This is a genomic window from Larkinella arboricola, from assembly GCF_003259745.1.
Classification (GTDB): Bacteria; Bacteroidota; Bacteroidia; order Cytophagales; family Spirosomataceae; genus Larkinella; species Larkinella arboricola.
The window spans coordinates 582,850-597,868 of the sequence record NZ_QLMC01000002.1; the positions used below are offsets into that span (position 1 = coordinate 582,850).

General features: G+C 53.0%; 11 protein-coding genes. 8 read left to right on the forward strand and 3 right to left on the reverse strand.

Going from position 1 to position 15,019, the window contains the following annotated elements; all coding sequences use genetic code 11:
* The first annotated feature begins 285 nt into the window (after positions 1–285).
* The 7 genes from LX87_RS09505 (at position 286) to LX87_RS09535 (ending at position 10,257) form a co-directional block, all read left to right on the forward strand.
* Positions 286–1,791 carry an ankyrin repeat domain-containing protein gene (locus LX87_RS09505; protein ID WP_111627968.1) on the forward strand — a complete coding sequence of 502 codons (1,506 nt, stop codon included), beginning with the start codon at positions 286–288 and terminating at the stop codon, positions 1,789–1,791.
* The gene (locus tag LX87_RS09510; protein WP_111627969.1) at positions 1,792–2,289 is read left to right on the forward strand and encodes a DUF2271 domain-containing protein; all 498 of its coding nucleotides are present in this window, start codon (positions 1,792–1,794) and stop codon (positions 2,287–2,289) included.
* Between the two features lie 12 nt (positions 2,290–2,301).
* Complete coding sequence (locus LX87_RS09515) at positions 2,302–4,497, forward strand: PepSY domain-containing protein (protein WP_111627970.1); 2,196 nt, start codon at positions 2,302–2,304, stop codon at positions 4,495–4,497.
* 206 nt (positions 4,498–4,703) lie between these two features.
* Positions 4,704–7,856, forward strand: a complete 3,153-nt coding sequence (locus LX87_RS09520) for a hybrid sensor histidine kinase/response regulator (RefSeq protein ID WP_111627971.1) — start codon at positions 4,704–4,706, stop codon at positions 7,854–7,856.
* 102 nt (positions 7,857–7,958) lie between these two features.
* On the forward strand, positions 7,959–8,861 hold the full coding sequence (locus tag LX87_RS09525) for a helix-turn-helix domain-containing protein (RefSeq protein ID WP_111627972.1): 903 nt from the start codon (positions 7,959–7,961) through the stop codon (positions 8,859–8,861).
* A gap of 99 nt (positions 8,862–8,960) precedes the next feature.
* Entirely contained in the window at positions 8,961–9,821 is an 861-nt protein-coding gene (locus tag LX87_RS09530; protein WP_111627973.1) for an oxidoreductase, read from the forward strand.
* A 127-nt stretch (positions 9,822–9,948) separates the two neighbouring features.
* On the forward strand, positions 9,949–10,257 hold the full coding sequence (locus tag LX87_RS09535; protein ID WP_111627974.1) for a hypothetical protein: 309 nt from the start codon (positions 9,949–9,951) through the stop codon (positions 10,255–10,257).
* Positions 10,258–10,268: 11 nt separating this feature from the next.
* On the opposite strand, the gene LX87_RS09540 is transcribed toward LX87_RS09535, so the two are convergent.
* The 3 genes from LX87_RS09540 to LX87_RS09550 all read right to left on the reverse strand — a co-directional run bounded on the left by LX87_RS09540 (position 10,269) and on the right by LX87_RS09550 (position 13,647).
* Entirely contained in the window at positions 10,269–10,661 is a 393-nt protein-coding gene (locus LX87_RS09540) for a DoxX family protein (protein WP_111627975.1), read from the reverse strand.
* A gap of 108 nt (positions 10,662–10,769) precedes the next feature.
* A complete protein-coding gene (locus tag LX87_RS09545; RefSeq protein WP_111628351.1) occupies positions 10,770–11,858 on the reverse strand; it encodes an FUSC family protein in 1,089 nt (362 codons plus the stop codon).
* Positions 11,859–12,009: 151 nt separating this feature from the next.
* Complete coding sequence (locus tag LX87_RS09550; protein WP_111627976.1) at positions 12,010–13,647, reverse strand: Na+/H+ antiporter; 1,638 nt, start codon at positions 13,645–13,647, stop codon at positions 12,010–12,012.
* Between the two features lie 514 nt (positions 13,648–14,161).
* On the opposite strand from LX87_RS09550, the gene LX87_RS09555 reads away from it, so the two are divergent.
* On the forward strand, positions 14,162–14,986 hold the full coding sequence (locus tag LX87_RS09555) for a class I SAM-dependent methyltransferase (RefSeq protein ID WP_111627977.1): 825 nt from the start codon (positions 14,162–14,164) through the stop codon (positions 14,984–14,986).
* Positions 14,987–15,019: the final 33 nt, after the last annotated feature.

Below are 15,019 nucleotides of genomic sequence, written 5' to 3' on the forward strand. Positions count from 1 at the left end.
AGAGAACCGTATGAATGGGGGTTCTCGCACCCGAAATGGCAACCGACGTTCCTCTGGCGATGGCGATATGATTCGGGCAAATCTTGGAAAATAATTTTTATACAATGCTGCGTTTATTTTGTCCAGTTCCGTTTGCCAGCCAGTGGCTTATCATCTGGACCAACCGCCCGATTGTACCGTTCAAAACGAAAATCGGTTTTTTATTTAGAATTAATCTTATTAAGTTGCGGGGTCTAATTTTATCGACTTAACCTGCGACAGAAAGGATTCAATCTCGTGTATCCTATGAAAAAGCTACTTATTGCCTTTATAACGGTATTTTCCCTCTCCGCTCAGGCGCAGAAAAACACCCTGCTGGACCAGTCGTTCTGGCAAAACAAGCCCGATGTCAGCCTGATTAAAGCCGAAGTGGAGAAAGGAAATAATCCTTCGCAACTCAACCCGGCGGGGTTTGATCCGGTGGTGATGGCAATCAATGCCGGGGCCTCCAATGAAGCCATTACCTATTTGTTGGCGCAACCCGGTAACGACGTAAACAAGCTGACCCACGATGGTCGTATTTACCTGCACTGGGCCGCAAGCCGGGGCAATGTAGAGATCATGGACTATTTGATTTCGAAAGGCTCCAAAGCTAATCAGGAAGACAACCACGGCATGACGGTGTTGAATTTTGCCGCTACCGGTGGTCAGCAAAACACGCAGGTGTATGAAATCTGTCTGCGGAACGGGGCTAATCTCAAAAAAGACCTGAACCACGACGGCGCCAATGCCCTGCTGCTGGCTGTCGCCAACGATAAGGACCTGAAGCTGACCGACTACTTTGTATCGAAAGGGCTGGATCTGAAAAGTACCGATGCGGCCGGTAACAATGTATTCAGCTATGCGGCCCGGAGCGGTAACATCAATACCATGAAAGTTCTGCTGCAACGGGGTGTCTCCGCCAACGATAACGCAATGCTCATGGCCAGTCAGGGAAGCCGCCGGGGAGCCAACACCCTGGAGGTGTATCAATACCTGGAAAGCCTCAACCTCAAACCAACCGTCAGGGGCAAGAACGGCGAAAACGTTCTGCACGCAATTGTTCGCCGTCCCCGGCAAAACGAGATCATCCAGTATTTTCTGAGCAAGGGGGTGGATGTCAATCAGGCCGATGACGAAGGGAATACGGTATTTATGAATGCAGCTGCCTCCAACCGGGATATTTCCGTGCTGGAAATGCTGATGCCGAAGGTGAAAGACATCAATCAGGCCAACCAGAAAGGGGTAACGGCGCTGGCGCTGGCCGTGAAAGGCAACTCCCCCGAGGCCGTGGGTTATCTCCTGAGCAAAGGGGCCGACGTGAAGGTGACGGATAAAAACGGCGATAACCTGGCGGCTTATCTGGTCCAATCGTATAGCAGCGGCTCCGGTGAAGGCCGACCGGGAGGACCGGGCGCTAAGCCGGAAGACTTTGAGGCAAAACTGAAAATGCTCCAGGAAAAAGGATTTGACGTGAAAGCTCCGCAGAAGAATGGTAATACCCTCTACCATCTGGCCGTTGCCAAAAATGATCTGTCGCTGCTGAAGCGGCTGGAATCTCTCCAGATTGATGTGAACGCCCGCAACAAAGAGGGCCTTACCGCCCTGCATAAGGCAGCCATGGTCGCAAAAGACGATACCATGCTGAAATACCTGTTGTCGATAGGGGCCAAAAAGGACATTCCAACCAGTTTTAAAGAAACCGCTTTTGACTTAGCCAGCGAAAACGAATCGCTCGCCAAAAGCCAAGTATCCGTTAATTTTCTGAAATAAATGAAGTCTTTCTGGAATAAGATTAGTGTGGTGGTCATGGCCCTTTCGCTGGCCATTACTACGTCATCGTTTGCTCAACAGCCCGGTACCACCTCGTACAAGTGTATGATTCAGATGACCAATTACATGGGGGAGGGGGCCTACATTGTGATCTCGCTGATTAACGGGAAAGGGGCCTACGAGAAAACCCTGTACGTGCTGGGATCGGACAAAAAATGGTACCCCGACGTTAAGGAATGGCATAAGGCGATGGCAAAAAAAACGCCCAACATCAGCGCCATTACCGGGGCGTCGGTAGCGGGCGGAGATCGCAGCGTTACGGTGCTGGAAATCGACAATTCAAAGCTTAATAAGGATTACAAAATTCGGTTTGAGAGTGCGGTAGAGGACAAACAGTATCACGTGAAAGACCTCGAAATACCCCTGACCACCGAAGCGCTTTCCGCCAAAAACGAGGGCACGGGCTACATCCGCTACGTGCGCTTTAGCCCCAATTAACAGCGGCCCCTTATGACCATTTCTGTATGGAGATACAGCCACTTAGCCCTGGCTGTATCTTCTTTTCTGTTGCTGGCCCTGGCCTCGATCACGGGTGTTATTCTGGCATTCGAACCCGTATCGCAGAAAATTCAACCCTACCGCGCAGCAAATTTTGATGAGCTTACCCTGGCCCAGACGCTGCCGGTTCTGAAGAAAAATTATGCCGAAATCAGCGAACTGAGCGTCGATGCCAACCAGTTTGTACAGATCAAGGGGAGCGATGCCGACGGAAAAAGCCTGACGGTCTATGTCGATCCGCAGACGGGCAAAATCCTGGGTACGCCCGCCCGACAAAGTGAATTTTTTCAGTGGGTCACCGCCCTGCACCGTTCGCTGTTTCTGCACGAGGCAGGCCGGTTTTTCGTGGGACTGACGGCCTTTCTGCTGCTGCTGATTACCGTTTCCGGAACCATGCTGATTCTCCAGCGGCAACGGGGGGTGAAACGGTTTTTTACCCGCATTGTCAGGGATAATTTTGCCCAGTATTACCACGTGGTGCTGGGGCGTTTGTCGCTCGTTCCGATCCTCATCGTTGCCCTTTCGGGAACGTATCTTTCGCTGGCCCGATTCGAATTGATTAAAACCGAAAAGATTTCCCCGGATATTGATTTCGACGCCATCCAATCCCGCCCGGAACGCAAACTGGCCGATTTCACCGTGTTTCAGAATACACGGCTTTCGGAGGTGCAGAGCATTGAGTTTCCGTTTTCGGAAGACCCCGAAGATTACTACACGCTGAAGCTCAGCGACCGCGAAATGGCGGTAAACCAGATTACCGGCGATATTCTCAGTGAAGTCCGCTACCCGACCGCCGTTTTGCTGACCACCCTGAGTCTGAATCTGCATACCGGACGGACCAGCGCCGTATGGGCCATCATCCTGGCCGTGGCTGCGGGCAATATCCTGTTTTTTATCTACTCCGGTTTTGCGATTACCTGGAAACGAAGGGGCAACCGCGTCAAAAACAAATACTCCGCCGACGACAGCCGGTTTATTATCCTGGTTGGGTCGGAAAACGGCAGTACGTTTCGTTTTGCGCAGGCCATTCACCAGCAGTTGATCCGGCAGGGTGAAAAATCATTTCTGACGGAACTGAATAACTACACCGTTTTTCCAAAAGCCGAATACCTGATCGCCCTGACGGCCACTTACGGGCTCGGTGATGCGCCGACCAACGCCCGACGGTTTGCTACGCTGGTCGAAAAACACCCCCAGCCGCATCCCGTTCGTTATTCCGTACTCGGTTTTGGCTCCCATGCCTACCCCGATTTCTGTAAGTTTGCCTTCGAGGTAAACCAACTGCTTGCCGGGCAGAAGTGGGCAGTACCACTCGTCGATGTTCATACCATCAATGACAAGTCGCCGGACGACTTTAGCTTATGGGCGGAAGCCTGGTCGCAGCAGGCCGACATTCTCATTACGGCTTCATCCGAACACCTCAAGACGCCGGAACATCCTCTCGAAGCGTTAACCGTAACCGGTATCACCCAGACTGCTCAGACCGACGGCACTTTTTTAATCCGTTTGCAGCCTAAGCACAACCTGAACGTTACGTCGGGCGATTTGCTGGCGATCTACCCCCAGAACGACCACCGCGAACGGCTTTATTCGATTGGCGTTCTGGACAATGAACTCCAGTTGAGTGTCCGACTGCACCCGGATGGGCTGGGGTCTGGCTTTTTGCACCGGCTAACGTCCGGCGATACGATTCAGGCCCGCATCATCGACAACGGGCATTTTCATTTTCCCCAGAAGGCACCCGTTGTGGTTATGATTTCCAATGGAACCGGTATTGCGCCGTTTCTGGGGATGATTAGCCAGAATAACCCGCGAACGCCCTGCCACCTGTATTGCGGTTTCCGGCAGCGGGCCTCACTGGAAATCTATCAGCGGTTTCTGGACGAAAGCAAGTCGGACCGGAAGTTGACCGACCTGCACGTTGCGTTTTCCCGCGAGGATAAAAAGCAATATGTCAGCGACCTGATTGCTCGGGATGCCGACTTTATCATGGAGGTTCTGAATACCAATGGCGTTCTGATGATTTGCGGTTCCTTGGCCATGCAGAAAGACGTACTGGAGTTGCTTGGAACCACCTGTCAGACGAAATTGGGGAAGAGTCTAAGCGTTTACCAGTCGCATGGTCAGATTCTGATGGATTGTTACTAGTTTTTTGGTAGTGAGAGTGTTATCGCGCTTCTTTGTTGTTTTTGTGGCTCGTTGGGCTAAATAAGGCCGAGTACAGGCAAGCCTTTTCCAACGCAAAGCGTCGGCTCCGTGCGGAAAAGAATTTAAGATCACTTCGTTGCCTTGCTCATAAACTCATTGGAAATTGGTTAGTTTGCTTTAGTGAAGCATCATTTTCAATCTTCCGTATGGCAAAGCCTGAACTGCAAACCGATACATTGCTATCCATGTACCGCACCGCCTTTGAGACCATGAGCCAGGGCTTTTGCATACTGGAAAAAGTGCCTACCCCGGCGGATACCCCCAGTGATTTTCGCTATCTGCTGACCAATCCGGCCTTTGAGCAACAGTTTGAGCTTCGGGGAATCGTCGGTAAAACCATTCGGCAGGTCATATCGGAGGTTGAAGAGCGCATCGTGGCTTACTTTGATCAGGTGGCTCTCACGGGACAGCCGATTCAGTTTCAGGGGTATGTTGCTTCGCTCGACACCTGGATGGATGCTCAGGTAGTTCGGCTGGAGGGCTATGAACTGCCCCGGATTGCGGTGCGGTTTGATAACATTACCGAACGCAAAAAAGCCGAAGAAACGTTGCAGCTTAACCATCTCTGGCTGACCCTGGCCATGCGCAGTGCGGGAGCCGGGTGGGGCAGCTGGGACCTGGTAACCGGTAATATCGAATGGAGTGCCGAAGCCAAAGAAATCATCGGTTTAACCGCCAGTGAAGAGGCCCATACCGTTGAAAGCTGGTTGAGCAGGGTTCATCCCGAAGACCGCCCCAAAGTGGAAGCCGAGGCTGACGAAATGGTAACCCAGCGCAAAGAATTTGATTGTGAATACCGGGTTGTGCATGACGATGGACAGGTGCGCTGGTTACGCGGAACGGGCCGGTTGCTTTATGATAAAACCGGAGCAGCCTACCGGAGTACCGGTTTAGTCATGGATATCACGGAGCGTAGGCAGATAGACCAGGCCCTGCGTCAATCGGAGGAGAAATACCGCTTACTGTTTCGCTCCATCGGTGAAGGATTCTGCCTGATCAAGCTCCGTTTTGACGACCAGGGGCAGGCGGTTGATTACCGTTTCCTGGACATGAATCATTCGTTTGAGAAGTTAACCGGTATTTATAATGGCGTAGGGCGCTGGATGCGGGACATTGAGCCCCGGATTGAGCAGCACTGGTTTGATATCTACGGCGAGGTGGCCAGAACGGGCCAGGACCGGCGCTTTGAGGCCCAGGCTGAGGCCCTGGGACGCTGGTATGACGTATACGCTTTTCGGGTCGGATCGCCCCGTGAGCATACCGTCGGTCTGCTGTTCAACGATATAACCCAACGCAAACGCCAGCAGGCCCATCAGGCGCTGTTAACCGATATCAGTGAAGCCATCATGAATCTGGCCGATAGCGATACAATCCTGAACGTTGTCGGAGAAAAACTCACGGCCTTTTTTCCCATTTCCTCCTTTAGTGTCTGGAACATCCGGCCTGAGGACGATGATGTCTATCGGCGCTTCTGGTGGTCAAAAGATGCCCTGCCATTTCTGGAGAAAGCGAATCTTGCCGCATTCCTCAACCAGGATTCAATCCGGCACCTGCGCCGGGGCGAAGACTTTGTCATTACCGATACTCAAACCGATCCACGGGCCAACGCCGAGGCTTTCAAAGCCCTGAACATCGGCTCGTATGTAGGCCTGCCATACCGTCGGGAGGTAAGCTGGAGTTCGATGCTGGCCATCTTTTCGCCCGTCGCCTACGACTGGCGGCCCGACCAGATTGCCCTGCTGACCGATGTGATGAACCGGCTGCTGCCACGCATCGAACGCGCCCAGGCCGAGGAAGCCCTCAAAGCCAGCGAAGCCCGGTTGACAGCCGTATTCGAAAGCCTGCCCGTAGGGGTGGGGGTCGTAGATAATACAGGCAAGTTTATTCTTTCCAATCGTGAGTTGCATCGCTTTATACCGACAGGAATCATGCCCTCCCGAGATGCCGACCGGCAAGACCGTTGGCAGGCGTATCACCCGGATGGCCGCCGGTTGGAGCCGGAGGAATACCCCGGTGCCCGGGCACTGCGGGGTGAGCGGGTGGTGCCCGGTATTGAGATGCTTTATACCCCGGATGAGGGACCTCCCATCTGGACCCGCGTGGCCGCCGTGCCGATCTGGGACGGTGAGGGCCGACTCAACGGGCAGGTAGGCATCATCACCGATATTAGTGAGCTAAAACAGGCGGAAGAGGCCCTGAAAGAAGCCAGCCGACGCAAGGACGAGTTTCTGGCCATGCTGGCCCATGAACTGCGCAACCCTTTGGCCAGCATCCGCCTGGGCATGGGGCTGCTGAGCTGGACGGACGAAACCGATCCGGTACTGGAGCAAACCGTGGGGCTGATCAATCAGCAGGTCGATCACCTGGTCCGGCTGGTCGATGAGCTGCTGGATGTGAGCCGAATCAGCCGGGGTAAAATAGAACTCAAGCCCGAGCGCGTTGAGCTGGGTGCTCTGGTGAAGAGTGCGGTAGAAGCCATTCGGCCGCAGTATGAAGCCCTGGACAAACCGCTCCATCTGACGCCTTGTCCGCTACCGCTCTTTGTGCAGGGTGATCCGACCCGACTGGCGCAGGTGGTAACCAATCTGTTGACCAATGGGCTGCGGTATACGGGTTTGCACGGGCAGGTGTGGATAAGCTTGAGGGCCAAAGGGCAGGAAGCGGTTCTGCGGGTGGCCGACAACGGCATTGGGTTAGCCCCGGACCAGTTAACGGCTATTTTTGAATTATTTGTCCAGGTGGATGTGTCCCTGGCTCGTTCGCAGGGTGGGCTGGGCATTGGCTTAACGCTGGTTAAGCGGCTGGTGGAAATGCACGGGGGGCGGGTGGAAGCCCGTAGCCCGGGCTTAGGTCAGGGCAGTGAGTTTGTGGTGTACCTGCCGCTTCTGGAAAAGCCCCAGCAAAACAGGGACGCAGCCACGGCTACGACGGCTTCAAAGCCCTCCCGCCATCGGATTCTGGTGATCGACGATAATCCGGGGCTGGCTTTTATGTTGTCGCAAACGCTCAAGATGAGAGGGTATGAGGTCCATACCCAGCATAGTGGACGGGAGGGGATCAAAGCCGCTGAAGAGCTTCGTCCAACCGTCATTCTGTGCGATATTGGTATGCCCGAGCTGGATGGGTACGAAACCTGCCAGCTGATTCGCCAACAGCCCTGGGGGCAGGACGTGCTGATCATCGCTGTTACCGGTTATGGGCAGGAAGACGACAAACGGCGCGCCAAAGAAGCCGGTTTTAATGAGCATCTGCTTAAACCCGTTGACATGGGGGCGCTGATTCGATTACTGGAAGAATAGGATTTCGGTATCGTTTTCTGAAAGGAACTTTCGGCCGGTCGGTAGGAGACAAGCAGAATAAAAGAAAGATCAAATTCTGATTGAATTTGGTAATTTTACTTCATGCAAAAGCCCGAAAGCCTCGAAGAGTTTTACCAGCACAACTTTCAGGAAAAACCCCATACGGTACAACCGGCGATGGGACAGGTCAATGTGTTTCGCATGGAAGACTCGTTGACACCCAATGCCAGCCCGGTTCAATATAGCCGACGGGATTTTTATAAGATTACCCTCATCCGTGGGCGGAATGCCTATCACTACGCCGATAAAAGCATCGAGATCAATGGGCCGACCCTGGTGTTTTTTAACCCTCAGGTGCCTTATACCTGGGAGCCCCTGTCGAACGATACAACCGGATTTTTCTGCATTTTTCGTGAATCCTTCTTTAGTGGCAGGTTTAACACCGGCCTAATCGACCTGCCCCTGTTCAGGCCCGGCGGTAAACCGGCCTACGCCCTGGATGCCGCTCAGGACAGGGAGGTAAGTGGACTTTATGAGAAAATGCTGGCCGAGATAGACTCCGACTACGCCCTGAAATATGACCTAATTCGGAATTATGTATCCGAACTGATCCATTATGCCCTGAAGCTGCGGCCCTCCGATGCTCCTCACCAACACCCCGATGCGCGGTCCAGGCTGACAGCCGTGTTTCTCGAACTCCTCGAGCGGCAGTTTCCCATTGAATCGCCCACCCGGCGGTTTGTTCTTCGCTCGGCGAATGATTTTGCCCGCCAGCTTTCGGTCCACGTCAACCACCTCAACCGCTGCGTGCGCGACACGACGGGCAAAACCACCACCGACCACATTGCCAACCGGCTGGCCAGTGAAGCCAAAGCCCTGCTCCGCCATACAGACTGGAACATTGCTGAGATTGGCTACAGCCTCGGTTTTGACGAACCGGCCCATTTTACCTATTTCTTCAAGAAAAGAACCGGCCTGCCTCCGTCGGCTTTTCGGCATGTTTGAATTTGGTAAGTATCGGCTTGAATTTGGTAAACCCGTCCCCTGAATGTACGTCTACCTTTGCCAGCGACAAACAAGCATCGTTTTAGACAATTAACAATCATGGACAATCAACCAGTGTGGTTTATCACGGGAGCTTCCAAAGGCTTCGGACTTGAATTAGTCGGTCAGTTATTGCAAAAAGGTCATCGGGTAGCGGCTACCTCCCGGAACGTGGCTGAACTGCGCCGGGCCGTGGGGGCCGAAACCGCCGATTTTTTGCCGTTGGCCGTCGATTTGACGGACGAAACGAGCGTTGCTCAGGCCATTCAGGATACGACAGAGCAATTCGGACGGATTGATGTGGTGGTCAATAATGCGGGCTATGGTCAGTTGGGTAGTCTGGAAGAACTAACCGACGAGGAGGCTCGGGCCAATTTTGAGGTCAATGTGTTCGGTACGCTGAACGTCATCCGGCAGGTGATGCCGCAGTTGCGCAGGCAGCAGTCGGGGCATATCCTTAATTTCTCTTCCATTGCCGGTATTATGGGCAGTTTTCCGGGCTGGGGCATCTATTGTGCCACCAAATTTGCCGTCGAAGGCTTATCCGAATCGCTGGCGGCAGAAGTGGCACCGTTTGGGATTAAGGTAACGATCGTAGCACCGGGTTATTTCCGAACCAATTTTCTGAAGTCGGGTTCCATAAAACTCGCCGAAAACAAGCTGGATGAATACCGTCTGGTGCGGGAATCGGAGGCTTATCATCATCAATTGCAACAGGATGGCAGCCAGCCGGGTGACCCGGTGAAGGCAGCAGCGGCCCTGATTCGGATAGTGGCCGAGCCAAACCCGCCCCTGCACCTGTTGCTGGGACAGGATGCCTATCATCTGGCTGATCTGAAAATCAAGGCGTTGCAGGATGATATGGCACAGTGGAAAGCCGTGTCGCTATCCACCGGTTTTGCTGAACCGCTCCAGGCGTAACGCTTCAACACCGAACAAAACCGGGTTAGAAGAGACTCTCTTTTAACCCGGTTTTACTTTGATCTGAAAAATAATCTAGCCATTCACGACTTGTTTTCGGAACTTTGCGGGCCAAAACCAGTCAATAATGAACTACCAGCCGTTACCCCCTCCGGAAAAATACCGTCTTCTTGACCATTCTGTTCGTCTGGTCTGGGAAAACCTGACCCATGCCCAGATCAATTGGTTGATAAAACAGTCGTTTTATTTCAAGGATTTTCTTTTTGCTGATCTGCCCTATTACGGTCAGGTTTTTTCGCTCGACATCAAGATTGGTCCGGACCAGCTAACCACCCTGTATTTTCCGAAAGCCGAGGTCGGTACGATGACGGACGAAATGATTCGCCAGATCATTGAGGAGTTGGCCAGTCTGCCCGCCGAATTGCAACCGTGCTGACGGGGTACTAGTTAGCCTCGTTTCTGGCGGCTGGCATCCAGACTCCAGATGCCGGGGCCCTGGGTGACGATGTACAAAAACAAGAAGCAGAACATTAAAGCTAACTCACCTTTGTTGAGCAGCGGAACAGGGCCTTGCGGAATGTGAGCCATGAAATAGGCTACGGCCATCTGACCACTGGCTACAAAAGCCGCTGCGCGGGTAAACAGGCCGAAGGCAATCAGCAGGCCACCTACCAATTCAACGATGCCGGCAAAGCCCATGAGCGAAACCAGCGGTACGGGGTCACCCCCGCCGGGAATCCCAAAAAGCTTTTGGCTGCCGTGCATGGCAAACAACAAACCGGCTACGATACGTAGCAAAGCGTAGAAATAAGGAGCGTACTGACTGAGGCTTCTTTCCATGACGGATGCGGTTTAAAGGTTGACTGATGGAACAACAAGAAGAGTCCGTAATATAGACATGATCTGTCTGAAAACCTGATTATTCCCGCAGGCGTAGGAACAAAAAACTTACCACCGTTTGAGCAATACCCTTGCTTTTCGAAGCTGGCGGTCGGCTTTTGCGCGTAATTGCTCGTGGTAAATAAACCAGCCCCCTAATGACCCAAGCAGACTTCCCAGGGTAATATCGATGAACCGGGCAAAGATCAACTCCGAGGGGGTATAGGAAAGCACACTGCCTGCTTCCGTTAACAGTATCGTCATAGGGGTAATGAAGATCACGGCCAGCGTATAATGACGGAGCACTAACATCTCGATAACGAACTGGAGTACAATAATACTTATGCAAAGAATCAGGGGTGTCAAACTGACCAGCAGCAACCCCCAGCAGAGTCCTAATCCGATTAAGGTGCCCAGAATGCGATGAAAACTTCGTTGCCAGACATGGCGCAGGCTTACGCCCTGCATAACAGCCGCACAGGAGACGGGAATCCAGTAGGGGTTTTTTAACTCAAGCCAGTGACCAATCAGCAGCGACAGCAGCAGAAAAATACCAACAATACCCGATTCGATCAGGTCGGTATGTTGAATTTTTGTGGAGATAGGGCCTAGGCTCAATTGCGTTTGGGCGGTTTTTTTGTACGTTAATAGAAGGCTATAGACAAAAGCCAGAAAACAGGCAATCATCGTTCCGATCCCCAGCAGGCCAATTCGTTCGGGGATGGTTTCCAGATGAAAAGGCATACAGCTCGCCATCGACGCGATCATGATAAAAAAGAAACTTCTGGGCGGTTTGAGCCGGATACTCGTAACCACCCAATGAACGCAAAAGGAAAAAACGCCAAATACGAACGCGGACACGTATGGGTTAAAACTAAAGCAAACCCCAATGGCGAACGAAATCATGAAGCCAAAGGAACACGCCAGCAGCGTAATCATCCGGTTAGCCAGCGAAGAGGGGGGCATGTGGAGGATTACGAGTCCGCCTAAGCTCGATAAGGCTCCGTAAGCCATATTACCGAGGTACCATCCCACCAGTAAGGGAATGCCAGAACCCAGACAAACCAGCAAGGGGATATGCCACAGACGCTCCGTTTTCTTTAATTCAAACAGTATTTTTACCTCCTGGCGGATTAAACCCATGACTGACGTATTCATAGCCTGATTACCTTCGACCCGTAACAAAATTCCCCATTATGCCTTCCCGGGCGTTATCCTTTCAATACCTGCGGTTGCCGGCAATACTACAAAGCAATACCGTTTGTTTATCGCTATTCCGTGCCTGTAAAGGATTCATCGGATACGGCTTCTACTCACCGGCGGATTGGTCCCAGGCGTCGAGCCGAGCCATTTCCAGATCCAGGCGACGTTCTGCCGCCCGCAACACATCATCACTGAAGCGGTTTTCTCTGGCCAACTCGACAAGAAGGGCCTGCTGGTATTCACTCAGGGTGCGCTCAGCCGTCCGCATTTCGTTAACCGAAGAATGGTCTCCAGCGGGGTTTGAGGCCGGTTCTGCTTCGTTGAGCGTAGCGCCGAGTTCGTTAACCAGCAGTTGATACCGTCGGATAAGGGCTTGTTTATGCCCGCCGGACAAGGGCATTGGAAAGTCATGTTCCAGGTACTTCAGCGCCCGGCTGGCCAGCAATAATTCAAGCGATTGGGCCTCCCGTGCCTGTTCGTTCTGGGGCTTTACACCCAGCAGCCGCACGAGCAGCGGTAAGGTCAGCCCCTGGAGCACCAGCGTAACCAGGATTACCACGAAGGCCAGAAACAGAATCAGTGGACGTTGCGGAAACAACTGACCATTGGCCAGCGTGAGCGGCAGAGCCAGTGCGGTGGCCAGTGAGATGACCCCCCGGGTTCCGGTCCAGGCGACAATCAGCACGTTACGCCAGTCGATTTCATTCGGTTGCTTATTGGGGTCTGACGCCGTGCCGTTCGTCGAAGCCGACCTTCCCAGTAGACGAGGATAGTACGTGCTGAAAAACACCCACAAAATCCGAATGACAATGGTGACGACGCTGACGGCAACACTATACAGCGCCAGTTGCTCAACCGTGTAACCGCGCAAACCCTCCACAATCGCCGGGAGCTGCAATCCGATCAGGATAAAAACGATCCCTTCGAGCAAAAAAATGGTAGTGTCCCAGACGGCTCTGGATTCCAGGCGGGCCTGGGGAGAAAACACTTCCGGTGCACGCCGGGTAATCAGCAGACCGGTGCAGACAACGGCCAGAATGCCGGATGTGTGTACATGTTCTGCGGCTAAGAAGGCCAGATAAGGAGCCAGTAAGGTCAGGCTGGTTTGGATGGTGGCACTCGATATTCTTCGCAGCACCAGCGCCAGCAACCAACCCAGTACACCGCCGATCAGCATACCGCCCCCGGCCACGAACAGAAATTGCAGACTGGCCTGCCAAAGCACAAAGCTGCCGGTCATCACGGCGGCTACGGCATACCGGTAGGCGATCAGGGCGGAGGCATCGTTGAGCAGACTTTCGCCTTCCAGAATGGCAATAACCCGTTTGTTTAGCCCAAGCCCCTTAATGATGCTGTTAGCGGCCACCGCGTCCGGGGGCGAAACAATGGCCCCCAGCACGAAAGCGAGCGGCCAGCTAAAACCCGGAATCACGTAGTAGGCAGCAATGGCTACAGCCGTTGTGGTGAAAAACACCAGGGTAACGGCCAGCGTAGTGATTGGCCGAATGGAATGCGTAAACTCCTGCCAGGAGGTTTTGGAGGCTGCATCGTAGAGCAGTGGGGGAAGGAAGATCACCAGTGCTACGTCAGGATCCAGAGCCAGATTGGGCAAAAAAGGCACGAACCCGATCAATAATCCACTGGCAACCAGTAGGATGGGGTAAGGCAGTCGTATTTTGTCGGCCATAGCCGACAAACCGAGCAATATGGCTAGAATAAAGATGACGGTTTCAAAGTGTGCCATGGGTTGCGGTTTGATGTGATAAAGCGGTTCTGTTTTTAGCTCGTTTGCCTTTTAATGGACCTTCCACAGGGTGCTGACCAGGTCAAGGCTGAGCTTTAGCCCTCTTCCGGATTAAAGAAGGGGTGACCGGTATGCCGCTCGAAACCATAGGCGCTGCCCTACGAAGGCATAACAATAACCTTCTATTCTCACGTTGGGTTTATGCGGTCCAGTTGGGAAATAGTAAAATGAACATCGTATCAGTGAGCGTGTAGTACGCCGAAATAGCCTTTCTACTTTTGCCGTTGGCTCAATAAGGTGTGGTTTGTTGGCGGAAAGGGCTTATCTTCAGTGTGTTATCGGATTTTCGGGGCGGTGATTCGGTTGCTATTACCTGGTTCAGGCATCCAGCCAAAGCGGGCTTTTCCTGAAAATCCTTGCTGGGGTCCAGGAGGCTCCTTCCGGCGGCCTGAAGGGACAGGGCGCTTAATTGGCAAAACGTTAAGAATGAAGACTTAAACGCTACCTCTCGAGTATGAACATGACGATGAATCCAAACAAAGCATTATGGGAAAAAGGCGACTTCACCCAGATTGCCCAAACCATGCGGCAAAGCGGAGAAGCGTTAGTTGCCCAGCTAGGCATTACCAACGATCTTAACGTCCTTGACCTGGGTTGTGGGGATGGTACGACAGCCATACCGGTCGCCGAAAGGGGCGCGAGGGTACTGGGAGTCGATATCGCCCGTAATCTGGTCGAAGCCGGTAACCGACGGGCAAGCGCTCAGGGACTGACCAACTGTACTTTTCAGGAGGGGGATGCAACCGATCTGCACGAGTTAAAGGAGGCAAGCTTTGATCTGGTCATCAGTATATTTGGTGCCATGTTTGCTCCCAAGCCCGTTGAAGTAGCCAAAGAAATGGTTCGGGTCACCCGGCCGGGCGGACGGATCGTGATGGGAAACTGGATACCGGGTGATCCTACCCTGGTGGCGCAACTCTTACGAATCAGTTCGGCCTATACACCCCCACCGCCCGAAGGTTTTATAAGTCCTATGTTGTGGGGAGTGGAGAGCCACGTGATTGAGCGGTTTGAACAAGCTGGCGTGGTCCGAGAAAATATCTCTTTTCTGCGGGATACGTTTACGTTTAACGCCCCTTACTCACCTTCCGAGTTTGTCAATCAGTTCAAAAACTATTACGGTCCGACCATGAATGCTTTTGAAGCCGCTGAAAGGAATGGTAAAGCCCGGGAGCTACAGCAAGACTTAAACGCCCTGTTTGAGAGCCAAAACACCAGTTCCGACCAGTACAGCACGTCTATTGCGGCCACTTTCTTACGCGTTACGGTCATCCGCTGAGATCCCATAAACCCCAGACAAATGTTCCCTCCA

What these genes read in the sequence shown, in the direction of transcription:
- LX87_RS09550 (WP_111627976.1), bottom strand. Translation starts at nt 13,647, where the DNA reads ATGGCACACTTTGAAACCGTCATCTTTATTCTAGCCATATTGCTCGGT.
- LX87_RS09555 (WP_111627977.1), top strand. Translation starts at nt 14,162, where the DNA reads ATGAACATGACGATGAATCCAAACAAAGCATTATGGGAAAAAGGCGAC.
- LX87_RS09520 (WP_111627971.1), top strand. Translation starts at nt 4,704, where the DNA reads ATGGCAAAGCCTGAACTGCAAACCGATACATTGCTATCCATGTACCGC.
- LX87_RS09510 (WP_111627969.1), top strand. Translation starts at nt 1,792, where the DNA reads ATGAAGTCTTTCTGGAATAAGATTAGTGTGGTGGTCATGGCCCTTTCG.
- LX87_RS09515 (WP_111627970.1), top strand. Translation starts at nt 2,302, where the DNA reads ATGACCATTTCTGTATGGAGATACAGCCACTTAGCCCTGGCTGTATCT.
- LX87_RS09540 (WP_111627975.1), bottom strand. Translation starts at nt 10,661, where the DNA reads ATGGAAAGAAGCCTCAGTCAGTACGCTCCTTATTTCTACGCTTTGCTA.
- LX87_RS09525 (WP_111627972.1), top strand. Translation starts at nt 7,959, where the DNA reads ATGCAAAAGCCCGAAAGCCTCGAAGAGTTTTACCAGCACAACTTTCAG.
- LX87_RS09505 (WP_111627968.1), top strand. Translation starts at nt 286, where the DNA reads ATGAAAAAGCTACTTATTGCCTTTATAACGGTATTTTCCCTCTCCGCT.
- LX87_RS09530 (WP_111627973.1), top strand. Translation starts at nt 8,961, where the DNA reads ATGGACAATCAACCAGTGTGGTTTATCACGGGAGCTTCCAAAGGCTTC.
- LX87_RS09535 (WP_111627974.1), top strand. Translation starts at nt 9,949, where the DNA reads ATGAACTACCAGCCGTTACCCCCTCCGGAAAAATACCGTCTTCTTGAC.
- LX87_RS09545 (WP_111628351.1), bottom strand. Translation starts at nt 11,858, where the DNA reads ATGAATACGTCAGTCATGGGTTTAATCCGCCAGGAGGTAAAAATACTG.